The sequence below is a fragment of the Streptosporangium heterodermiicola genome (assembly GCF_051390675.1).
In the GTDB taxonomy this organism is placed as follows: Bacteria; Actinomycetota; Actinomycetes; order Streptosporangiales; family Streptosporangiaceae; genus Streptosporangium.
Genome location: NZ_JBPJSR010000030.1, coordinates 40,773 through 60,626 on the forward strand (window position 1 = coordinate 40,773; position 19,854 = coordinate 60,626).

The window sequence follows — 19,854 nt, forward strand, 5'->3', positions numbered from 1 at the left end:
CATGTCCTTTGGATGGGTGGAAATTACCTTCTGGGGGGACATGAACGCTTCGCGCATTTGCTTCTCCTCGATCGATCGGTCGTCGCCGGAAGTCCAGCAGACGGCCGGCCACGAGGGCAACCGATTTGTTGCCCGCCCGGCCGTGACGAGGAGACGTCTTACAAGAACGAGTACGGAGAGACCGTGAACTGGAATTTCCTGGGAATAGCGGATGTGCGCGGCACCCTGTATGGCACCCTGGATGAGAACACGAGTCTCTACTCAAGAAGCTTTGACGATCTGGCCCGTTACAAGGAGGTCTTTTCCATCTCGTCCCTCGGGAACGAAAAAGACCCACCAGAACGCTCGGGAGAACGCTGAAACGGATCCCGGGCAAAGGGCGCGCACGGTTCTCACCGTGCGCGCGGGCCGTCGCCCCGGCCGCTTGAGGCGCCGGTACGTGTCATGTCAGAAGACCGGTACGTGTCATGTCAGAGGAGAGGCCGGCGGGGCGGCAGGCGCGGCACCACGAGCCGGGGTCTGGCCGCCGCGTTGGGGGTGTGCGGCGGCTGGAGGACCAGGCGTTCCTTGGCGGCCTCGATCGCCCGGTCCAGCTGGGTGTCCACCCCCGCCGCGTAGTCCTGCGGGGTGATGTCGACCTCGATGTCGGGGTCGGTGCCGTAGTTCTCCACCCGCCAGCCCACGTCGTCGAAGGCGAAGGAGAACTCCGGCTGGGTGGTGACCGTGCCGTCGGCCAGGTGGTGCCGGGGCCAGATGCCGATCACCCCGCCCCAGGTGCGCTTGCCGATCAGGGGACCCAGGCGCAGCAGCTTGAAGGTGTGGCTGAAGATGTCGCCGTCCGAGCCGGCCCACTCGTTGGTGATGGCCACCATCGGGCCGCGCGGCGACTCGTCGGGGTAGGGCTCGGGCACGCCCCAGCGCGGGAAGTCGTAGCCCAGGCGGCGCCGGGCCAGCTTCTCCAGCAGCAGCGCCGACACGTGGCCGCCGCCGTTGAAGCGGACGTCCACCACGAGGGCCTCGCGGTCGTACTCGGCGAGGAAGCCCCGGTGGAACTCGGCGTAGCCCTCCGGGCCCATGTCCGGGATGTGCAGGTAGCCGATCCGGCCGCCGCCGAGCTCGTGGCAGCGGGCCCGGTTGGACTCCACCCAGTCGCGGTAGCGGCCCGGCTGCTCGTCGCCGATGGCCCGCACGGTGACGGTCCGCCTGTCGTCCCCGCGCCGGACCGTCAGCTGCACCTCCTGGTCGGCCTGGTTGACCAGCAGCTCGTCCGGGCTCGCGTCCGCGCCGACGGGCTGGCCGTTCACGGCCAGCACCGCGTCACCCGGCCGTACGTCCACCCCGAGGCGGTTGAGCGGCGAGGTCGCCTCCGGATTCCACCGGTCGCCGCCGACGATCCTCGCGATCCGGTAGACGCCGTCCGCGAAGGCCCAGTCGACGCCCAGCTTGCCCTGCCGGTAGTGCGGCCGGGACCGGTAGGCGCCGCCGCTCTCGTACGCGTGCGAGGTGCCCAGCTCGCCGAGCAGCTCCCACAGCAGGTCCGAGAACTCGCCCCGGGTGGTGACCCGGTCGACCAGCGGCAGGTAGCGCCGGTAGACGCCGTTCCAGTCGAGCCCGGCCATGTCCTCGGTCCAGAAGTTCTCCCGCTGCAGCCGCCAGGCCTCCCTGAACATCTGCCGCCACTCCGCCTCCGGCCGGATGGACACCTTCACCCTGGACAGGTCCACCCACCCGCTCGTACGGCCGGGCGCGTCGTCGTCCTCGGGCTCCTCGCCCGCCTTGACCATCCGCAGCCGCTTGCCCGACTGGTAGAGCAGCGTGGTCCCGTCGCGGCCGAGCGCGAACTCCGACACGTCCCCTACCAGGGTCTCCTGCTTCTGCTTGGCGAAGTCGTAGACGTGCAGGGTGCCGTCGGAGGAGTCGGCGTAGTCGTCGCCCAGGCTGCCCTCGACGGGGAAGGTCAGGTAGACGGCCTTGCCCTTGATCCCGGCGACGGCGTCGTAGCGTCCCTCGGGGACGGGGAAGACGACGACCCGGTCCTGGATGCCGTCCAGGTCGATGACCACCTCGGGCGGTCCGTCGTCCTCGCCCTCGTTCTCGCCGTCGTCACCGTCACCGTTACCGCCGTCGTCGTCATCGTCATCGTCGTCCCCGAGGGGCCGGGGCACGGGGACGAAGGGCGAGGGGACGTCGGCGCGGAGCGCGATCGCGTAGGGGCGGGAGCCCAGGGGGAAGCCCAGGTCGAAGTGGAGCTCGTCGTAGACCGGGTTGAAGACGCGCCGGCCGATGAAGTACAGGTAGTCGCCGCCCGGGTCGAAGGCCGGGCGGGCGTCCCACAGCACCGGCCGGGTGGCGAGGAACGTCTCGCCCGTCTCGACCCGGCACAGCTTCACCGCCGTCGTCTGCGCGGTGTCGCGGCAGGCGTACGCCAGCCAGCGGCCGTCGGGGGACCAGGCCAGGTCCTCGATCGCGCCGAACCTGCTGGAGTCGATCACCCGGCCCCGCGCCCGCCCCTCCTCGCCCGTACGGCCGGAAACCTCGTTCAGAGGCGCGAGGTCGACCAGGATCAGCTCGTTGCGGTGGTTGGCCACCGCGACCAGGTCGGCCGTGGGGGAGACCTCCAGCTCGATGGCGCGGCCGGTGTCGAGGTGGTCGAGCCTGGCGGGCTCGGTGCCGCCGTCGGCGGTGAGCACCGTCAGCACCTCGCGGTCGCCCTCGTCGCTGGCCGCGGCCACCAGCCGCTCACCGTCGTTGAGCCAGCTCAGCAGCCGGTACCGCACCCCGTACAGCGCCCCGTGCTGGCGCACCGGACCCTCCCAGGCGGCGAAGGAGAACGCCTTGCCCCGGGTGGTGACGGCCAGGCCGACGCCGTCGGGGCTGAGGGTCGCGCTCTCCAGGAAGTCCTCGGCCGGGGCGAAACGGCGGTTGCGCTGGGTGCGCGAGCTGCGCAGCCGCACCTCGATCGGGCGCGACTCCCCGTCCTCCACCAGGTACAGCCGGGCCCCGGCGTGGTAGACCAGCCTGCGGCCGTCGCCCGACAGGTTGCGGGCGTAGTAGTCGGCGTGGTCGGAGTGCCTGCGCAGGTCACCGCCGTCCGCGTCGCAGGAGTAGACGTTGCCGACCCCCTCGTGGTCGGAGATGAAGTAGACCCGGTCGCCGGTCCAGCAGGGCGACGCGAGGTTGCCGGGCAGCGCGGTGAGCCGCCGGAACCGCCCGTCCTCGCCGGTCTCGATCCACAGGTCGCCCATGGTGCCGCCCCGGTAGCGCTTCCAGCGGGCGGGGTCGGCGGTGTTGCGGCCTAGCACGATCCGCGGGCCGTACGAGATGGTGTTGGCCGGGCCGTACGGCAGGCGCTCGGGCACCCCGCCGGGCTCCACCCGGTGCAGCCAGTTGCGGCCGTCGAAGGGCTGGCCCTGGTCGCTGGCGTAGACGACGCCGCCGCGGGGGTCCCAGCCGGTGACGCTGGAGCGCGCCCCGTGGTAGGTCACCCGCTGTGCCGCGCCGCCGTCGGCGGGCATCACGTAGACCTCCTCCGGCCCCTCCTCGCGGCCGACGAAGGCGAGCAGGTCACCGTCGGGGGAGAAGCGCGGGTATCCCGCCTCGGCCACCCCGGCGGTGAGCCGGAAGGCCCGCCCGCCTCCGGCGGTGACCATCCACAGGTCGTCCTCGGCGGCGAAGACGACAATGTCCCCGAAGATCGTGGGAAATCGCAGGTAGGCGGGCATCGTGTCACTCCATGATCGGGTGACCGGGTCTCAGCCCGGTCACCCGATCATGATTTCACGCCCTCGGCGACTGGATGGGCCGCCCGCCCTGGTGGGCGGGTCCCGTCTCCGGCACCCTGGCTTCGGGCTGGCCGGACTGTTTCTTCGCTTCCTTGGCCGATCGTGTCGCCTTGATCGCGGCCTTCTTGCTCTTCCCCGAGGCCTTCGCGGCCTTGTTCTTGGAATCCTTGGTGTCCTTGGAGTCCGTCATCGTTTCCCCCGTTGTGCTTGATGGACGATGCCGTTGATTAGGCATTCAAAGAGGTTTAATACCCTTTGCTGGCTTCAGTCATCCACGATCCGTGGCGCGTTGGACACGGAGTGTGACGGGTGGCGCGATGGGCCTACCGGGTGTTGGTGGGCGCGCCGAAACCCTGCGCCCCGACCACCGAGAGCAGCTCCAGCTGCTGCGCGCCCTCGCTGCCCACCGGGGCGGTGAAGATGAGCAGCCGCTGCGCCTCGTTCTCCGCCACGAGGATCTGGCAGTCGAGCTCGATGACGCCGAGCAGGGGATGGACGATCCGCTTGTGGTCGCTCCTGCGCACGGCGACCTCGTGCGCGTCCCACAGCGCCGCGAACTCCGCGCTGGACGAGCGCAGGGCGGAGACCATGGCGTCCGCCCGGGGATCCCGGCCGCGGCGCACGACCGCGGAACGCAGGTCGGCGACGAGCACCCGGCTCTGCTGGTCGTGGTCGGCGGGCGGGTAGAGGGCCCTGGCCGAGCTGTCGGCGAACCACCGCCAGACGAAGCTGCGCGCCGGGCCGGTGAAGCAGGTGTGGTCTCCCAGCAGCGCGACCGCGAGACGGTTCTGGCTGAGGACCTCGCCGAGGTCGGTGATCACCTGGGCCGGGGTGTCGTCGAGGCGGTCCAGGATCCGGAGCAGCCCGGGGCTGACGTGGTCGGACGGCGCGTGCCTGGGCGGGGCGACGTGCCCGGCCAGGCGGAACAGGTGGTCGCGTTCGTCGGTCGTCAGCCGCAGCGCCCGCGCCAGCGAGGTCACGATCTGCTGGGACGGTTGCGGCCCCCGCCGCTGTTCCAGCCGGTTGTAGTAGTCGGTCGACATCTGCGCGAGCGCCGCGACCTCCTCCCTGCGCAGGCCGGGCGCCCGCCTGCGCACACCCATGGGCAGGCCGACGTCACCCGGCCGCAGGGCCTCGCGACGGCGGCGCAGGAAGTCGGCCAGCTGCTCCTTGTCCATGGCCTTGTCCATGGGGACAGTGTGCCCGCGCCCGCGTCGCGCATCCAGGGAGCGCCGATCCCCTGATGGCCGGTCCCGGGACGAACCGTCTCTTCTGCCGCCCCGGCCGGGGCGGCACGCTCTGAACACGGCGCCGGCCAGTCGGTGCCCGGAACAGGACGCCGGCCAGTCGGTGCCCGGAACGACAAGGAAGAACAATGCAGACTCGCACACTCGGCAGGACCGGCCCCACCGTCTCCGCGATCGGCCTGGGCGCCATGGGAATGTCGGACCTGTACGGCCCGGCGGACGAGACCGAGGGCGTCGCCACCATCCACGCCGCCGTCGACGCCGGGGTGAACCTGATCGACACGGCCGACTTCTACGGTTCTGGCCACAACGAGCTCCTCATCGGCAGGGCGCTTAAGGAGCGTTCCCGCGAGGACGTCGTGATCAGCGTCAAATTCGGCGCGCGGCGCGATCCGGCCGGGGGCTTCACGCTCGCGGGGGCCGACGTCGGCGCGGCGGCCGTCAAGGACCGCCTGGCCTACACCCTGCGCAGGCTGGGCACCGACCACATCGACGTCTACCGTCCCGCCCGCGTCACCCCGGACATCCCCGTCGAGGAGACCGTCGGGGCCATCGCCGAGATGGTCGAGGCCGGGTACGTCCGCCACATCGGCCTGTCGGAGGTCGGTGCCGAGACCCTGCGCCGGGCGGCGGCCACGCACCCCATCAGCGACCTGCAGATCGAGTACTCGCTGCTGTCGCGCGGGATCGAGGGGGCCATCCTGCCCACCGCCCGCGAGCTGGGCATCGGCGTCACCGCGTACGGCGTGCTCTCGCGCGGCCTGCTGTCCGGCCACTGGAGCCCGGGGCGCGAGCTCACCGCGCACGACTTCCGGGCCATCAGCCCCCGCTTCCAGGGCGAGAACCTGGCGGCCAACCTCAGGCTCGTGGACGCCCTGCGCGACGTGGCCGCGACCGTCGGAGCCACGGTCGCCCAGATCGCCGTCGCCTGGGTGGCCTCCCGGGGCGACGACATCGTCCCCCTGGTCGGCGCGCGCGACCGCGAGCGGCTGGCCGAGTCCCTCGGCGCGACCGGCGTCACGCTGGGCGCGGACGACCTCGCCCGGATCGAGGAGGCGATCCCGGACGGAGCCGCCTCCGGCGGCCGCTACGCGGACTTCCTCCTCGCGGGCATGGACAGCGAGAGGTAGTTCCCCGCGAGGGGCGCCACCGGGACTTGGAGCCGGTGCGGAACCCGGGCCCGGGCCCGGTGGCGCCCTGTTCCAAACCCGGCCCCGGTGGCGCCCTGTCTCAAACCCGGCCCCGTCCCAAACCCGGCCCCGTCCCAAACCCGGCCCCGCCCCAAACCCGGCCCGGTCCCAGATCCGGTCCTGGGCCTGTCGCCCTCGTGTCGCGCCGCCCTCACCTTCGGGGTCTCCTGCCACGAGGTCTCAGGCTTCGGGACCTCCTGTTGCGGGGGCCTCGCCTTCTGGGGCTCCCGCGAGAGCCCGCGCGGCCGCCGCGTCGCGCTCGCTCATCCCCTCGTAGCCGCTGTGCCGGTGCTGCTCGGCCTGGTCGTCGATCCACCGGCCGTGCGCCTCCCATGCCGCCTGCTTGCTCGTGCCCAGGGCCGCGCCGATCTGTGACCAGGACGCGCCCACGGCCCGCGCGGACCGTACGGCGAGCTGGCGCCCGTAACCCGCCTTGCGCGCGACCACCTCCCCGAGCGCGAGGAGCTCCAGCGTCTCGTCGCGGGTGAGGGATGGCACCTCGGGATCGGCGGGGTCGTTGAGGTCGTCGGGATTCTCTCCGCCGGTGGCGTCGCCCGCCGCCGGAGCAAGGGCGTCGCGCACGCGGAGCTCGTCGTAGCGGGCGGCGGCGGTCAGGAGCGTGAAGTCGCCTTCGAGGCTGTCTGGCGTGAACATGCCCCCAGTTTTTCGTCAAGTTGGCCTGACGTCAAGATGGCTTGACAATGTGTCGCCGTCGAACACGGAGGCCGCTTCCGGCCTCCTGAGGGCGTGACGGAGAGGGGCTGGGGCGGTGGAATGTCGAGATCGCGGAGAAGGCTGGGAATCGCCCGACACCCCGCCGGCGCCGCGCCGGCCCCCGTGCGAGGGCATGATCGCGTGCTCGGATTGCGTCCGTGAAAAGAAGAGGTAAATCGAAGCCCTCGGAAAGGATAACGATCTTCACGATTGGGCAGAACGTCGGCACACGGCTTGCGTTCCGGGGAGGTGATGCATGGCCTGGTCGCAAGACGAGGAGCGCATGCTGCTGCAGATCGAGCGCCACCTCATCGACGAGGATCCACGACTCGCCGCGCGGCTGGAGTCGTTCAACGAGCGTGTCCAGCGCAAAGAGGGCGGCAGCGGCCGAGGGCGTGGCACCAGGAAGGGGCGGGGGCGGTCCTCCAGACGTCTGCGCCGCTCCACGGTCATCATCATGTTCAGCTGGTTGCTGATCGCGACGCTGATCATCACGCTTCTCGTCATGGTCCTGCGTCACGACGCGGCCGCGGCCCTCCCTCTGTGAGCGCCGTCCCCACGTCACCCCGCGACCACTCCCGCGCTCGTCAGGGCGCGGGTGGCGCGGTGCGGGGCGCGTGGAGATCCGGAACGGCCGGGGTGTCCCGGCTCCCGGTGCCGGTCAGTGCTCGGGGTTGAGCGCGTTGCCGATGAACATCGCGGTCAGCAGCGTGAACAGGAACGCCTGCAGGAACTGGACGAACATCTCCAGGGCCGTGATGACGATCGCCATCACCACCCCGGCCACCCCGACCGGCACGCCCAGCACGGTGGGATGCTCGACCAGGAACCAGAAGCCGACCATGCTGAAGAACGCCAGGATGAGATGGCCCGCGAACATGTTGGCGGCCAGCCGCAGCATGTGCGCGAACAGCGAGGTCACGAAGGTGTAGAGCAGCTCCAGCGGGATGACCAGCACGTACGCCAGGGCGGGCAGCCCGCGCGGGATCAGTCCCCGGACATAGCCCGCGACGCCGTGCCGCGTGACGCCGAGATAGATCTTCAGGGCGTAGACGCTCACGGCGATCACCGCGGGGAAGGCCAGGAACGATGAGACGGGGAGCTGGACGAGCGGGACCACGCCCATCAGGTTCCAGATCCACACCAGGAAGAAGACGCTGAGCAGCAGGCCCATCCACCGGTCGGTGTCCTTGCCGAGAAACGGGCGGGCCGCGTGGTCGCGGACGAACACGTAGCCCAGCTCGACCACGTTCTGCGGGCCGCGCGGTACGACCTTGGGATTGGCGAAGGCCGCCCAGCAGACGCCGCAGACCAGGGCCGCGGCCAGGACGGCCATCAGGATCGGTTTGGTCAGCCAGTAAGGCGCGCCCGCCCACAGCGGGGGAAAGTCGAACAGCTCCAGGCCGGGCGCCTGAAACCCGGGCGACGCGGGTGGCGAGGGCGACACGGGTGACACGGGTGACACGGGTGACACGGGTGACACGGGTGACATGGCCGATGTGAGCGTCGCGGTCGATGTGAGTGGTTCGGATGATGAGGTGATCAGGATCGTCATGAGGCGGTCCCAACAGGAGGGGGATACTTTGTGAATGCTTTCACATAGCTCCGCGAGCGCGACAATACCTCGCAGGTAAAGATCGATTCCGAGGCGAAGGGGAAGCGCCCCGGCCCCGGAGGCTCCCGCCACCGCGAGTCACCCCAGGAGGAGCCCCTGCCCTCCCGGGGAGAACGCCGTCAGCCGAGGGCGTTGTCCGGGGCGAGCGCCGTCAGCCGAGAAAGCCGCCGGTCGAGAGCGTTGTCCCGAGAAGGGCATCGTCGGCCGAAAGCACCGTCGGCCGAAGGCGCTTCCGGTCCGAAGGCGCCGTCAGCCGAGGGCGCGCAGGAAGTCGGCGGCGACCGGGGCGGCGACCGCGCCGCCGCCCGAGCCCTCCTCGACGATCACCGCGAAGGCCACCTCGCCGCGGAAGCCGATGAACCAGGCGTGGGTCTTCAGGTCGTCCTGCCCGCCGTACTCGGCGGTCCCGGTCTTGCCGCGGGTCCCCTGGGGCAGGCCCGCGTCCTTGGCGGTGCCCTTGGTGACGACCGCGGACATCATCCGGTGCATGTTCGACATGACGGCCTCGGGGAGGGCCTGCGGCTGCGTCTCCTGCTTGATCGAGGGGACCAGGGTCGGCGGGCGCCAGGTCCCGTCGGCCAGCGCGGCGGCGACCGAGGCCATCATCAGCGGGCTGGCGGTGATCCGCCCCTGGCCGAACGACTCCGCGGCCAGTTCCGCGTCGCTCTCGGCCTTGGGGAAGCTGCCCTTGGCGGCCGTGACGCCGATGTCGAGCGGCTTGTTGAACCCGAACAGCTCCGCGGTGCTCAGCAGCTTGTCGGCGCTCAGCCGCTCCTTGGTCAGCGGGGCGAAGGTGGTGTTGCAGGAGTAGGCGAACGAGTCGGACAGCGACACCGAGCCGTAGGCGGCGTGGTGGGAGTTGCGGATCGGCAGGCCGCCGACCGTGACGTCCTTGGGGCAGGTGACCCGGTCGCCGGGGCTCATCCCCTCGGCCAGCAGCCCCACGGCGGTGATCGCCTTGAAGGTCGAGCCGGGAGGGTAGTTGCCGTCCAGGGCCCGGTTGAAGCCGCCCTCGTTGTTCACCACCGCGAGGATCTCGCCGGACGAGGGCCTGATCGCGACCAGGGCGGCGGTCTTCTTCAGGTCGCGGACGGCCTCGACCGCGGCCCGCTGGACCCGCATGTCCAGGGTGGTCTCCAGGCCCTCGCCGGTCCTGCCCTCGACCGTGCCGAGCGTCTTGACCGTCTTCTTGTCCGGGCCGACGAGCTCGATCTCGGTGTCCGGGGTGCCGGCCAGGCGCTCCTGGAAGGTGTGCTGCAACCCGCTCGTGCCGACCGTGTCACCCACCTTGTAGGGGACGCCCAGTCTCGCGGCGCTCTTCGCGGTGGCCTTCTCCAGAAGGCCGACGAGCTGCAGCACCGAGCCGCCCACCTGGGCGCCGTCTGCGCCGTCGATGCGGTCGCCGTCCGCCGAGGTGATCGCGGCCCGTTCGGGCCACTTCGTCTTCAGCGCGAAGGCGGTGGTCGCGGTGAGGTCGGGGTGCACGGCCCTGGGCGACCACTTGACCCGCCAGTGCCGGTCGACGACCGCGAGGTCGACGTCGCCGGAGTAACTCCACTCGCCGACGTCCTTGAGTTTCAGCGTGGCGGTGTAGGAGGCCCGCCCGGTGCCGTCCCCGGTCTCGCGCACCCCGTCGAGGCGTACCGTCGTGCTCTCCACCGCGAGGGCCTTGCGGATGTTGTCGTACGCCGTGGCGAACGCCGGGTCCGGCGTGCCGAGCTCGGCGCGCATGCCCGCCAGGTCGCCGCTCTGCCAGGCGCCGACGAACCGCTCCGCGGTCTCCTGGGGTGTCCCCCTGGTGTGCAGGTACCACCAGGCGCCGCCCCCGGCGGCCCCCGCCACCAGGACGACGGCTGCCGATGTGATCGCGATCGTCTTGCCCCGTGCCACCCGAACCCCCCAGTTCTCTTTTCCCCAGGGCCGCAGCCTAGCGTGACTAAAGCGACATATACCGACAAATGGTCATTTGGTCTGAGTGCGGCTGGGGGCGTAGCTCGTCACGTACTCCTGGCCGGACAGCTCCTGGATCGCGAACATGATCTCGTCGGTCACACCGCGCCGGTCGCGCGCGCTCGTCTCCGAGCCGCTGAAGGTCATCGGCTTGCCGATGCGTACGCTCACCCGGCCGAGCCTGGGCCTCGTGGCGCCGATCGGCAGCACCTCGCCGGTGCCCTCCATCGCCACCGGGATCACCGGCGCGCCGGTGGCCAGGGCGAGCCAGGCGACGCCGACCTTGCCCCGGTAGAGGCGCCCGTCGGGGGAGCGGGTGCCCTCCGGGTAGATGCCGAACAGCTCGCCGTTCCCGAGCACCTCCGCCGCCGCGTCGAGCATGTCCTGGGCCGAGGTGGGGCTCTGCCGGTCGATGCTGATCTGGCCGGTGGCGCGCATCCACATCGCGGTGACGGGATTGCCGGTGAAGTACTCGGACTTGGCGACGAAGCGCACCTGACGCTTGAGCACCAGCGGCAGGAAGGTCGAGTCGAGGATCGAGAGGTGGTTGGAGGCCATGATGGCCGGACCCGTGACGGGAACGTGCTCGTGCCCGGTGACCGAGGTCGGCCAGAGCAGGTGCAGGATCGGGCCGCCGACAATCTTGGTCAGGCGATAGAGCACGGACTCTCCTCATGAGACGGGTTACCCAACACTAGGTGGTGGCCCGACGGCCGACGGTTGTACGCACCCGCACAAGGAGAGCCCTCAGGTTTGTAGGCCTCCGCCATCGCCACCGCTCTTTTCCGGGACGAGTCCGGTGAAAACCCCCACCGGCCACGGAGGAAAAGAAACGCCCCGCGGGCCTGAGGGGCTCGCGGGGCGTGACGTTTGGTGCCGATGTGGCGGTCGCCTCCTCGGCGAGAGGCACAACACGGCTCCAGCCGAACGGTATTCCGTGAAGGCGGTAATTTGCGGCCCGGGGGACACAAACCACATCGGCACGATCACTCTAACGGACGTCTGCCGCTGGTTATTCCGATTTGAGGTTACCGGCGTGTCCGATGGGGCTCCGCGATCGGGAGATCCGCAGGTCACAGCCCCCGGAGGTACTCTCGGAGAACCGCTGGCCGATGCCACGGGCCACCGGCCCGGCGGGGCCGCCGGGCCTCACGCGCGGGGATGGGGCCGGTCCCGGCGTACGGGGACGGAGCCGCGAGGGTGAGATCGGAAGCGAGGCCCCGACGTGTCCGTGAGACCCCGAGAGGCGCCGGTCCGGACGGGCCGTGAGGCCCCGAGGGGAACAGGCCCTGACGGGCTGGGAGGCGGGCCGGGGCCGGCCGGGATGCCCGTGACCTCCCGGGCCGTCGCAGTCGCCCCGATGCTCGATTCCCGATTAAAACGTGTTACTCGATCTAGGAGAGATCCTCCCCGGGGATGACGCCCGGCCCGGTCCCGCCTCACCTGCGAGATGGCGTAACGCATTGGAAACGAGGCTTTCATCCCCCATTGACAAGGGAGGCGGCCGGGATTAGCGTCCGCTCATTCTACTAAAACGTTTTTAGAGGATGGAAGGGGTGGCACGGTGACCGTACCGGACGAGGGAGAGGCGCCGCTCCGGCCGCCTTCCGGCGAGCCCCCTCCGGTCCTGGCGCTGGCCGGGGTGAGCAAGGCGTTCGGCGCCGTACGGGCGCTGCGCGACGTCTCCCTCGACCTGTACGCGGGAGAGGCGCACGCGCTCGCCGGGGAGAACGGCGCGGGCAAGTCCACCCTGGTGAAGATCCTGGCGGGGGTGCACCGCCCGGACACCGGGCGGGTCCTGCTCGACGGCGAGCCGGTGGAGTTCGGCAACCCCGCCGACGCCCAGCGGGCGGGTGTGGCGGTGATCTACCAGGAGCCCACGATGTTCCCCGACCTGTCGGTCGCCGAGAACATCTTCATCGGCCGCCAGCCCAGGAGCACGCTCGGCCGGATCGACCGCGGGGCCATGCGCGCCCGCGCCGCGGAGCTGTTCGCCGGGCTCGGCGTCGCCCTCGACCCCGAGCAGCCGGCCCGGGGCCTTTCCATCGCCGACCAGCAGCTCGTCGAGATCGCCAAGGCGCTGTCACGGGACGCGCGGGTGCTGATCATGGACGAGCCCACCGCGGCGCTGTCGGGCAACGAGGTGACCCGGTTGTTCAACGTGGTCAGGGCGCTGCGCGAGCAGGGGTGCGCGGTCCTGTTCATCTCGCACCGCCTGGACGAGATCTTCGAACTCTGCCAGCGGGTCACCACGCTGCGCGACGGCGCCTGGATCGCCGGTGAGCCGGTCGCGGGCCTGACCCACGAGCACCTGATCCGCCGGATGGTCGGCCGCGACCTCGACACCCTCTACCCCAAGCAGGAGACCGAGGTCGGCGAGGTGGCGCTCAAGGTCGCGCGGCTCACCCGGGAGGGGGTGTTCACCGACGTCTCCTTCGAGGTGCGGCGCGGCGAGATCGTGGCCCTCGCCGGGCTCGTCGGGGCGGGACGCAGCGAGGTCGCCCGCGCGATCTTCGGCGTGGACCGCTGGGACGCCGGGACCGTCGAGGTGAACGGGAAGCGGCTGCCCGCCGCGTCCCCGACCGCCGCGATGTCCGCGGGCCTCGCCCTCGTCCCCGAGGACCGGCGCCAGCAGGGCCTGGTGATGGACCACTCCATCGAGCGCAACATCGGGATCACCGGCCTGCGGGCGCTGCGCCGCGGCCCGGTGATCTCCCGCGCCGCCGAGCGCGACCGGGCCCGCGACTGGGCGATCCGGCTCCAGCTCAAGTTCAACCGGCTGTCGGACACGGTCAACGTGCTCTCCGGCGGCAACCAGCAGAAGGTCGTGCTGGGCAAGTGGCTCTCCACCGACCCCGACGTGCTCATCATCGACGAGCCCACCCGGGGCATCGACGTGGGCACCAAGGCCGAGGTGCACCGGCTCCTGTCCCAGCTGGCCGCCGACGGCCTCGCCGTACTGATGATCTCCTCCGACCTGCCCGAGGTGCTCGGCATGGCCGACCGGGTCCTGGTCATGCAGGAGGGGCGGCTCGTCGCCGAGATCCCGCGCGAGCGGGCCACAGAGGAGAGTGTCATGTCAGCGGCGACCGGGAGGGCCTCGTGACCGGGCGGAACGAGAGCCCCCGAGGACGGCGGGGCACGGGCGCGACCGGCCGCGCCGGGGGACACGTCCAGGGCGTGCGACCGGCCGAGGAGGGCGCATGAGCGCCGTCACCGCCGGGCGGAGCGCCCGCGGCCTGGTGGACCTGGTGTTCCGGGCCCGTGAGCTGAGCATCGTGGCGGCGCTCGCCATCCTGGTCGCGGTGACCGCGAGCACCAACGGCAACTTCCTGTCGGGGCAGGGCCTCACCGACATCTTCCTCAACGCCTCCATCCTGGTGCTGCTCGCCGTCGGCCAGTCCGTCGTCGTCATCACCCGCAACATCGACCTGTCCGCAGGTTCGGTCGTCGGCCTGGTGGCCTTCACCGTCGGCGACCTCCTCTCCGCCGACCACGGCAGGGGCATCGTCTTCGCGGTCGTGCTGGGCGTCGCGATCGGCGCGCTCTGCGGCATGATCAACGGCCTGCTGGTCAGCTTCGGCCGCGTACCGGCCCTGGTGGTGACCCTCGGCACGCTGTACGTGATCCAGGGCGTCGACCACTACATCGCCCACGGGCGGCAGATCAACGCCGTCGACCTGCCCCCGGCGCTGCTCTCCCTGGGCAACGGCTCGGTGCTCGGGGTGCCGTACCTGCCGATCATCGCCGTCGTGGTGATGCTGGCCGTCGGCTACTACCTGCGCTCCTACGCCTCGGGCCGCGACTTCTACGCCATCGGCTCCAGCCCGGAGGCCGCGAGCCTGGCGGGCGTGCCGGTGCGGCGCCGCGTGATGGGGGCCTACCTCTTCAGCGGCGCGCTCGCGGGCCTGGCCGGGGTGCTCTGGCTGTCGCGGTTCGGCACCGTGGTCGCCGACGCCGCCAACGGCTGGGAGCTCCAGGTGGTCAGCGCCGTCGTGGTCGGCGGGGTCGCGATCACCGGCGGCGTCGGCACCGTGTACGGCGCGGCGCTCGGCGCGCTGCTGCTCACCACCATCACCAGCGCGCTGGTCGTGCTCAAGGTCAACCCGTTCTGGCAGCAGGCCATCACCGGAGCGCTGCTGCTCCTGGCGATCAGCGTCGACCGGCTGCTCGCGCTGCGGGTCGCGCGGGTACTGCGGAGGAGGAACTCCCGACATGGCTCCTGACGTGACGACCGCGAAGCCCGAGGTGGCCACCGTGCCGCCCACCGGCGGGCCGGAACGCGGCTCGCTCGGCCGCCTGCTGCGCTGGGACGTGTTCGTCGGCCTGCTGCTGGTGCTCGTCTTCATCGGAGGCTCGGCCGGATCGCCCGGTTTCGCCAGTGTCGGCAACCTGTCGTTCGCGCTCGGCGACCTGGGGGAGATCGCGCTCATCGCGCTGGCCATGACCATGCTGGTGGTGGCCGCGGAGGTGGACCTGTCGGTGGCCTCGGTGCTCGGCCTGTCCAGCGCGCTGGTCGGCTCGCTCTGGGACGCGGGCTGGGCGATCGAGACGATCATCCCGCTGGTGGTCGTGGTGGGGGCGGTGTGCGGGCTGGTCAACGGCCTCCTGGTGACCCGGCTGGGACTGCCCTCGCTCGCCGTCACCATCGGCACGCTGGCGCTCTACCGCGGCCTCGCCTACGTGGTGCTGGGCGACAGGGCGATCGCGGAGTTCCCGGCGCAGTACACGGAGCTGGTGGTGGGCGACGTGCCGGGCACGCCGATCCCGTACCCGGTGGCGCTGTTCGTGCTGCTGGCCGTGGTCACCGCCGTGGTGCTGCACGCCACCGGCTTCGGCCGCTCGCTGTTCGCGATGGGCGCGCAGGAGGAGGCGGCGCGGTTCGCCGGAATCCGGGTAAAGCGGATCAAGCTGGTCTTGTTCGTGCTCTCGGGCACCGTCGCCGCCTTCGCCGGGGTCATCTTCACCCTGCGGTACGGCAGCGCCCGCGCCGACAACGGCATCGGGCTGGAACTGGCCGTCATCGCCGCGGTGCTCCTCGGCGGCGTCGACTTCGACGGGGGCAGGGGCACCCTCGGCGGCGTGATCGCCGGAGTGCTGCTCATCGGCCTGCTGCGCAACCTGCTCATGCTCAACGACGTGGCGACCGAGATCCAGTCGATCGTCACCGGCCTGCTCCTGATCATCTCGGTGATCACTCCGCGTCTCGTCACCGCGGTGGCGCGGCGCAGGCACGCCAGGGCCGTCCGGGAGGCGTCACCTCAGCAGGCCGACACCTCGTGAGATGACCAGTACGGAGAGGATGAGCGCCGACACCGACTCCACGGCCATCAGGAGCTTCGCCCGTACCGACAGCGGCATGGTGTCGGTGGGGCTGAACGCGGAGGAGTTCGTCACCGACACGTAGAGGTAGTCGGCGAAGCCGGGCGTCCACCCCGACCTCGCCGACGACCGGGCGGCCACCTCGGAGATGGCGTCGTGGTCCTCGTCCTGGGGGAAGCGGAAGTCGGCCACCGGCAGGGTGCCGCCCCTCGCCTGGGTGCGCCGCACGGGTCCTCCCCGGTCGAGCTCCCAGAAGGCCAGCCCGAAGATGATGATGTTGGTCACCCACACCTGTCCGGCGGCGATCAGTAGCTGTTTGCCCTCCCTGACCTCCCCGGACACCAGCTCGATGATGAGCAGGACCAGCGACGCCCCGTTGGTCACCGCGATGACCAGGACGAGGGCGATGGACAGCCGCCTCATCGACCGGTTCTCCCGGACCATCCGCCGGGGGTTGATCGCTATCAGGGGCACCAGGAGCAGCAGTTCCAGCGCGGGGATGACGAACCGCGGGCCGACGATGAGCTTGCCCGGCAGCGCCGCGTACAGCGCCGCGGCGACCACGACCGCGCACGCGGCGGGGAGGCGCGGCTCGCCCGGGTGCCCGCGCCGCTCCGACCGCTGCCGCGCGTTCACGCGGTCAGGCGCCGGTCGCGGCGGAGGCGAGGAGCGCGACCCCGCGCAGCGGCGCCACCTGCTCCTCGGTGAGGCCGTACCGCTCCTGGAGCTCGGCGACGCTGCCGTGGCTGACCAGGGTACGGCCCGACTCGTCCTGCCAGACGAGGATCCTCAGGGGCAGGTCGAGGGCGAGCAGCGGCGCGGCGACCATCAGCGGGGTGCCCGCCGCGGGGTCGCCGAAGATCACCAGCTTGGCGGGCCGCATGCTCAGCCCGGCCTCCGCGGCGGCCACGTCGTGCTCGATGACGGCGAAGAGCGTCAGCCCCCTGCCCGTGATCAGTTCTTCGAGCCGGTCGAGCGTCTCGGCGACGGAGCCGGACGAGACGCGGGTGACGGTGTTCATCGGTGCCTCCGGTGCGAGGAGCCCGGGGTCCGGCTCCGGGCTCGGACCCGGCCCTGAGCGTGGAACGGGTGGGGAGCGCGGTGTCGCGGGAGCCTGCGGCTCGGAGCTTTCTGGACAAAATTGGAGCTTTCGGAATTTCCGGGATTTCAGAACAGTTTCAGAACAGGAAGGTCAGCGGCAGGCAGCACCCGAGGACGGCGACCGCGGCGCCCGCGCAGGCCGCGATCCGCGTGGTCAGCGGATCGTTGACCAGGGGGCCCATCACCGACCGGTCGCGGCAGAAGTGGACGAGCAGGAACAGCGCGACGGGCACGCCGAGCGAGATGACCACCTGGCTCACGATCAGCAGGCCGGTCAGCGGCGCGCCGAGCACCAGGGCGAGGACGGCCGGTGTCATCGTCACGACGCGCCGCAGCTGGATCGGCGCCCGGAGGTTCAGGAAGCCCCGCATCACCACGTCTCCCGCCAGCGTGCCCACCCCGCAGGACGAGACTCCCGACGACAGGAGCATGACGGCGAACGCGAGGGCGGCGGCACCGCCGGCCCGGTTCAGCAGCTCCTCGTGGGCGGCGAACAGGTCGCCGGTCCAGGCCCCGCCCGCGGCCGCCCCCAGCCCGGCGCCGAGGGCGATCATCGACACGTTGACGATTGTGGCGGTGCCGAGCCCGAGCAGGCAGTCGATCCGCAGAGCCCGCCGGACGAGCGCGGGCTGCCGCCACGCCGCGCCGTCCGGCCATCCCCGTCCCTGCACCAGCGCGGAGTGCAGGTAGATGGCGTGTGGCATCACGGTGGCGCCGACGATCCCCATGGCGAGGATGAGCGAGCCGCTGCCGTCCAGGCGGGGGATCAGCCCGCCGGCCAGCTCGGTGACGGACTGCCGGCCCACCGCGACGACGTCGTAGACGACCCCCGCGCCGACGAGCATGAGGCTCGCGGCGCTGACGAGCTCGAACCGCCGCGTCCTGCCGTGCCGCCGCAGTTGCAGCATGAGCAGCGCCACCACGGCGGTGACCACCGCCGACATCGCGGGCGGCATTCCGAAGAGCAGTTGCATCCCGATGGCCGCGCCGACGAACTCGGCCAGATCCGTGGCCAGGACGACCACCTCGGCCTGGAGCCACAGGAGGAGGCTGCCGCGGCGGGAGAAACGCTCGCGGCACAGCCGGGGCAGGCTCCTGCCGGTCGCCATGCCGAGCTTCGCCGCCTGGAACTGCACGAGGAGCGCGACGAGGCTGGCCAGCACGACCACCCACACGAGCAGGTAGCCCGAGGTCGCCCCGGCGGTCAGGTTGGTGGCCACGTTGCCGGGGTCCACGTAGGCGATCGCCGCGACGAACGCCGGTCCCAGGATCGGAGCCGCCCGAGAGCCGCCCGGCCGCGCGGGAGGCCGGGACATCGGGGCGGGCGGGGCCAGCGTCAGCGTGTCGTCGTCGTTCATACGTGCCTCCCGGCGCGTCGTGCCTGCCGTCACCTGTGTTCGGCGGGCGTTCACCGGCGAGCGGGCGTCAAGCTCCGCGAACTCCGCTTCGGCGGGGCGAGGCCGCGCGAAATCCCGTACCGGCTGGCGAATTACCGGAGAGTGTGAATTGACGGTATATCGCAGCCTCAGTGCCGCAAACCAAGGATTACTCAGCCAAAGAATGAAGACAAGCGGCCGGGGTCTGGCCGGGGCAAATAAATAGCATGCCTCGGGAATCCGCCCTTTATATTATCAAAAGGCGGCGAGTCGCATAAATGGCGATGGTCGTGAGAAAGGGCCGGTCGATCTTCGTCCGGAGGGTTCGAGCCTGGAGCGTCTGAGCCCGGAGCGTCCGAGCCTGGGGCGTCTGAGTCCGGAGCGGTCGAGTTCGGAGCGTCCGAGCCGTTGAGCTTCCAAGTCGTCGAGCCGCAGGGAATCCGGGCCGCAGGGAACACAGGCCGCTGAGAACCCGTGGTCACGGGCCGGGCCTCCAGGCCGGGCCCTCGGAGGTCACCCCAGCGGCTTGACCCAGCGGGACCACTGGGGCTGCGGCGCGTAGCCCGCGGCACCCCAGGCGTGGTGGGCCTGCTCGTTGTCGTGCAGCACCATCGCGTCGGCCCGGAACGCGCCGAACGCCGCGAAGCGCTCCTCGGCCGCCCGGATCAGCGCGGTCCCCACTCCCCGCCTCCGGAGCGCGGGATCCACGGCCAGCCGGTAGAGGTGGGCTCGCCAGCCGTCCCAGCCCGCGAGCAGCGTGCCGGCCATCCTCCCGTCGACCTCGGCGATGAGGACGGCCTCGGGGTCCCGTCCGATCAGCGCGGCCACCTTGGCCGGATCGTCGTGCCTGTCGGTCCCCTCGGCGGCCACCAGCCAGAAGGCGAGCAGCGCCTCGACGTCCTCGATCCGCCCGTACCGGATGTTCACGTCCACGGACGGGAAGTTATCAGCCCGCCCGGGGGAGGGGCCGGAAGGACCCCGCCCCGGGCGCTCAGGCGGACGCGCCCATGGACGGCATCGGCTCGGGCAGGGGATCCGCCCGGGGGAGGGGCTCAGACTGGGGGAGGGGCTCGGCCGTCTCCGATCCGACCGCGATGGCCGACCGGGGGGTGCGCTCGCGCACGTCCTCGCCGCGGATCGCCATCACGGCGGGCGGGCTGCCCAGGTCGCCGTACCGGGCGGCGACGGCGGCGGTGATCGCCCGGCCCGCGTCGGCGACCGTCTCCTTCGCCGAGCCCGGCGGCTGAGCGGCCGACAGGTGGCCCAGCAGCGCCGCGAACCGCAGCTCCTCTGCCGCCGTGCCGGGAAGCCCGTCGTCGGACGGCGGCAGCGGCCGGTCCAGCCAGAACACCCCGCCGCGCAGGAGCGCGGAGTAGGTCACCTCGCCCCGCTGGAGCGTGAGCACGGAGTCGACCAGTAACCGCCCGAACTCCTTCAGGTCGGTATCGGGCGGCAGATCGGTCGTGACCAGCAGCGAAACCCTCAGTGCGTCAACCATGAGCGGCTATCCCTCCTTGAGGGGCTCATAGTAGGCGTCGCCACCGACAGTTACGGCGC

General features: G+C 71.2%; 18 protein-coding genes. 6 read left to right on the forward strand and 12 right to left on the reverse strand.

Going from position 1 to position 19,854, the window contains the following annotated elements:
• The first annotated feature begins 12 nt into the window (after positions 1 to 12).
• Complete coding sequence (locus tag ACSC1Q_RS38470) at positions 13 to 360, forward strand: DUF4288 domain-containing protein (RefSeq protein ID WP_436763664.1); 348 nt, start codon at positions 13 to 15, stop codon at positions 358 to 360.
• 110 nt (positions 361 to 470) lie between these two features.
• Here the strand turns inward: ACSC1Q_RS38470 and ACSC1Q_RS38475 are convergent, their stop codons facing one another.
• The 3 genes from ACSC1Q_RS38475 to ACSC1Q_RS38485 all read right to left on the reverse strand — a co-directional run bounded on the left by ACSC1Q_RS38475 (position 471) and on the right by ACSC1Q_RS38485 (position 4,972).
• Positions 471 to 3,722 carry a S41 family peptidase gene (locus ACSC1Q_RS38475; protein WP_436763665.1) on the reverse strand — a complete coding sequence of 1,084 codons (3,252 nt, stop codon included), beginning with the start codon at positions 3,720 to 3,722 and terminating at the stop codon, positions 471 to 473.
• A gap of 55 nt (positions 3,723 to 3,777) precedes the next feature.
• On the reverse strand, positions 3,778 to 3,972 hold the full coding sequence (locus ACSC1Q_RS38480; RefSeq protein ID WP_436763666.1) for a hypothetical protein: 195 nt from the start codon (positions 3,970 to 3,972) through the stop codon (positions 3,778 to 3,780).
• Between the two features lie 133 nt (positions 3,973 to 4,105).
• Positions 4,106 to 4,972, reverse strand: a complete 867-nt coding sequence (locus ACSC1Q_RS38485) for a helix-turn-helix transcriptional regulator (protein WP_436763667.1) — start codon at positions 4,970 to 4,972, stop codon at positions 4,106 to 4,108.
• Positions 4,973 to 5,157: 185 nt separating this feature from the next.
• On the opposite strand from ACSC1Q_RS38485, the gene ACSC1Q_RS38490 reads away from it, so the two are divergent.
• Positions 5,158 to 6,159 (forward strand): aldo/keto reductase, encoded by a 1,002-nt coding sequence (locus tag ACSC1Q_RS38490; RefSeq protein WP_436763668.1) that lies wholly within the window; start codon positions 5,158 to 5,160, stop codon positions 6,157 to 6,159.
• Positions 6,160 to 6,399: 240 nt separating this feature from the next.
• Here the strand turns inward: ACSC1Q_RS38490 and ACSC1Q_RS38495 are convergent, their stop codons facing one another.
• Positions 6,400 to 6,873 carry a hypothetical protein gene (locus ACSC1Q_RS38495; RefSeq protein WP_436763669.1) on the reverse strand — a complete coding sequence of 158 codons (474 nt, stop codon included), beginning with the start codon at positions 6,871 to 6,873 and terminating at the stop codon, positions 6,400 to 6,402.
• 316 nt (positions 6,874 to 7,189) lie between these two features.
• Between ACSC1Q_RS38495 and ACSC1Q_RS38500 the strand changes: the two genes are divergently transcribed.
• Positions 7,190 to 7,480, forward strand: coding sequence for a DUF3040 domain-containing protein (locus ACSC1Q_RS38500; RefSeq protein WP_436763670.1), 291 nt, complete (start codon positions 7,190 to 7,192; stop codon positions 7,478 to 7,480).
• Positions 7,481 to 7,594: 114 nt separating this feature from the next.
• Here the strand turns inward: ACSC1Q_RS38500 and ACSC1Q_RS38505 are convergent, their stop codons facing one another.
• From ACSC1Q_RS38505 to ACSC1Q_RS38515, 3 genes are all read right to left on the reverse strand, one after another.
• Complete coding sequence (locus tag ACSC1Q_RS38505) at positions 7,595 to 8,380, reverse strand: F0F1 ATP synthase subunit A (protein ID WP_436763671.1); 786 nt, start codon at positions 8,378 to 8,380, stop codon at positions 7,595 to 7,597.
• Between the two features lie 417 nt (positions 8,381 to 8,797).
• On the reverse strand, positions 8,798 to 10,438 hold the full coding sequence (locus ACSC1Q_RS38510) for a penicillin-binding transpeptidase domain-containing protein (protein WP_436763672.1): 1,641 nt from the start codon (positions 10,436 to 10,438) through the stop codon (positions 8,798 to 8,800).
• 72 nt (positions 10,439 to 10,510) lie between these two features.
• Complete coding sequence (locus ACSC1Q_RS38515) at positions 10,511 to 11,161, reverse strand: lysophospholipid acyltransferase family protein (protein ID WP_436763673.1); 651 nt, start codon at positions 11,159 to 11,161, stop codon at positions 10,511 to 10,513.
• Between the two features lie 979 nt (positions 11,162 to 12,140).
• Here ACSC1Q_RS38515 and ACSC1Q_RS38520 point away from each other — a divergent pair.
• The 3 genes from ACSC1Q_RS38520 (at position 12,141) to ACSC1Q_RS38530 (ending at position 15,781) form a co-directional block, all read left to right on the forward strand.
• Entirely contained in the window at positions 12,141 to 13,604 is a 1,464-nt protein-coding gene (locus tag ACSC1Q_RS38520; protein WP_436763700.1) for a sugar ABC transporter ATP-binding protein, read from the forward strand.
• A 97-nt stretch (positions 13,605 to 13,701) separates the two neighbouring features.
• On the forward strand, positions 13,702 to 14,724 hold the full coding sequence (locus ACSC1Q_RS38525; RefSeq protein ID WP_436763674.1) for an ABC transporter permease: 1,023 nt from the start codon (positions 13,702 to 13,704) through the stop codon (positions 14,722 to 14,724).
• Complete coding sequence (locus ACSC1Q_RS38530; RefSeq protein WP_436763675.1) at positions 14,714 to 15,781, forward strand: ABC transporter permease; 1,068 nt, start codon at positions 14,714 to 14,716, stop codon at positions 15,779 to 15,781. The genes ACSC1Q_RS38525 and ACSC1Q_RS38530 overlap by 11 nt, the downstream gene beginning before the upstream one ends.
• Here ACSC1Q_RS38530 and ACSC1Q_RS38535 read toward each other — a convergent pair.
• The 5 genes from ACSC1Q_RS38535 to ACSC1Q_RS38555 all read right to left on the reverse strand — a co-directional run bounded on the left by ACSC1Q_RS38535 (position 15,755) and on the right by ACSC1Q_RS38555 (position 19,795).
• The gene (locus tag ACSC1Q_RS38535; protein WP_436763676.1) at positions 15,755 to 16,456 is read right to left on the reverse strand and encodes a hypothetical protein; all 702 of its coding nucleotides are present in this window, start codon (positions 16,454 to 16,456) and stop codon (positions 15,755 to 15,757) included. The genes ACSC1Q_RS38530 and ACSC1Q_RS38535 overlap by 27 nt on opposite strands.
• Positions 16,457 to 16,460: 4 nt before the next feature.
• Positions 16,461 to 16,841 carry a DUF302 domain-containing protein gene (locus tag ACSC1Q_RS38540; protein WP_436763677.1) on the reverse strand — a complete coding sequence of 127 codons (381 nt, stop codon included), beginning with the start codon at positions 16,839 to 16,841 and terminating at the stop codon, positions 16,461 to 16,463.
• 157 nt (positions 16,842 to 16,998) lie between these two features.
• Positions 16,999 to 18,279 (reverse strand): Nramp family divalent metal transporter, encoded by a 1,281-nt coding sequence (locus ACSC1Q_RS38545; RefSeq protein WP_436763678.1) that lies wholly within the window; start codon positions 18,277 to 18,279, stop codon positions 16,999 to 17,001.
• Between the two features lie 531 nt (positions 18,280 to 18,810).
• Positions 18,811 to 19,230: a GNAT family N-acetyltransferase gene (locus ACSC1Q_RS38550; RefSeq protein WP_436763679.1), complete on the reverse strand. Its 420-nt coding sequence runs from the start codon at positions 19,228 to 19,230 to the stop codon at positions 18,811 to 18,813.
• Positions 19,231 to 19,288: 58 nt separating this feature from the next.
• Complete coding sequence (locus ACSC1Q_RS38555; protein WP_436763680.1) at positions 19,289 to 19,795, reverse strand: hypothetical protein; 507 nt, start codon at positions 19,793 to 19,795, stop codon at positions 19,289 to 19,291.
• Between the last annotated feature and the right edge of the window lie 59 nt (positions 19,796 to 19,854).

Bases quoted from the DNA above. Each gene is read 5' to 3' on its own strand.
- ACSC1Q_RS38470 (WP_436763664.1), top strand. From the start codon at position 13: ATGGGTGGAAATTACCTTCTGGGGGGACATGAACGCTTCGCGCATTTG.
- ACSC1Q_RS38475 (WP_436763665.1), bottom strand. From the start codon at position 3,722: ATGCCCGCCTACCTGCGATTTCCCACGATCTTCGGGGACATTGTCGTC.
- ACSC1Q_RS38480 (WP_436763666.1), bottom strand. From the start codon at position 3,972: ATGACGGACTCCAAGGACACCAAGGATTCCAAGAACAAGGCCGCGAAG.
- ACSC1Q_RS38485 (WP_436763667.1), bottom strand. From the start codon at position 4,972: ATGGACAAGGCCATGGACAAGGAGCAGCTGGCCGACTTCCTGCGCCGC.
- ACSC1Q_RS38490 (WP_436763668.1), top strand. From the start codon at position 5,158: ATGCAGACTCGCACACTCGGCAGGACCGGCCCCACCGTCTCCGCGATC.
- ACSC1Q_RS38495 (WP_436763669.1), bottom strand. From the start codon at position 6,873: ATGTTCACGCCAGACAGCCTCGAAGGCGACTTCACGCTCCTGACCGCC.
- ACSC1Q_RS38500 (WP_436763670.1), top strand. From the start codon at position 7,190: ATGGCCTGGTCGCAAGACGAGGAGCGCATGCTGCTGCAGATCGAGCGC.
- ACSC1Q_RS38525 (WP_436763674.1), top strand. From the start codon at position 13,702: ATGAGCGCCGTCACCGCCGGGCGGAGCGCCCGCGGCCTGGTGGACCTG.
- ACSC1Q_RS38530 (WP_436763675.1), top strand. From the start codon at position 14,714: ATGGCTCCTGACGTGACGACCGCGAAGCCCGAGGTGGCCACCGTGCCG.
- ACSC1Q_RS38540 (WP_436763677.1), bottom strand. From the start codon at position 16,841: ATGAACACCGTCACCCGCGTCTCGTCCGGCTCCGTCGCCGAGACGCTC.
- ACSC1Q_RS38545 (WP_436763678.1), bottom strand. From the start codon at position 18,279: ATGAACGACGACGACACGCTGACGCTGGCCCCGCCCGCCCCGATGTCC.
- ACSC1Q_RS38555 (WP_436763680.1), bottom strand. From the start codon at position 19,795: ATGGTTGACGCACTGAGGGTTTCGCTGCTGGTCACGACCGATCTGCCG.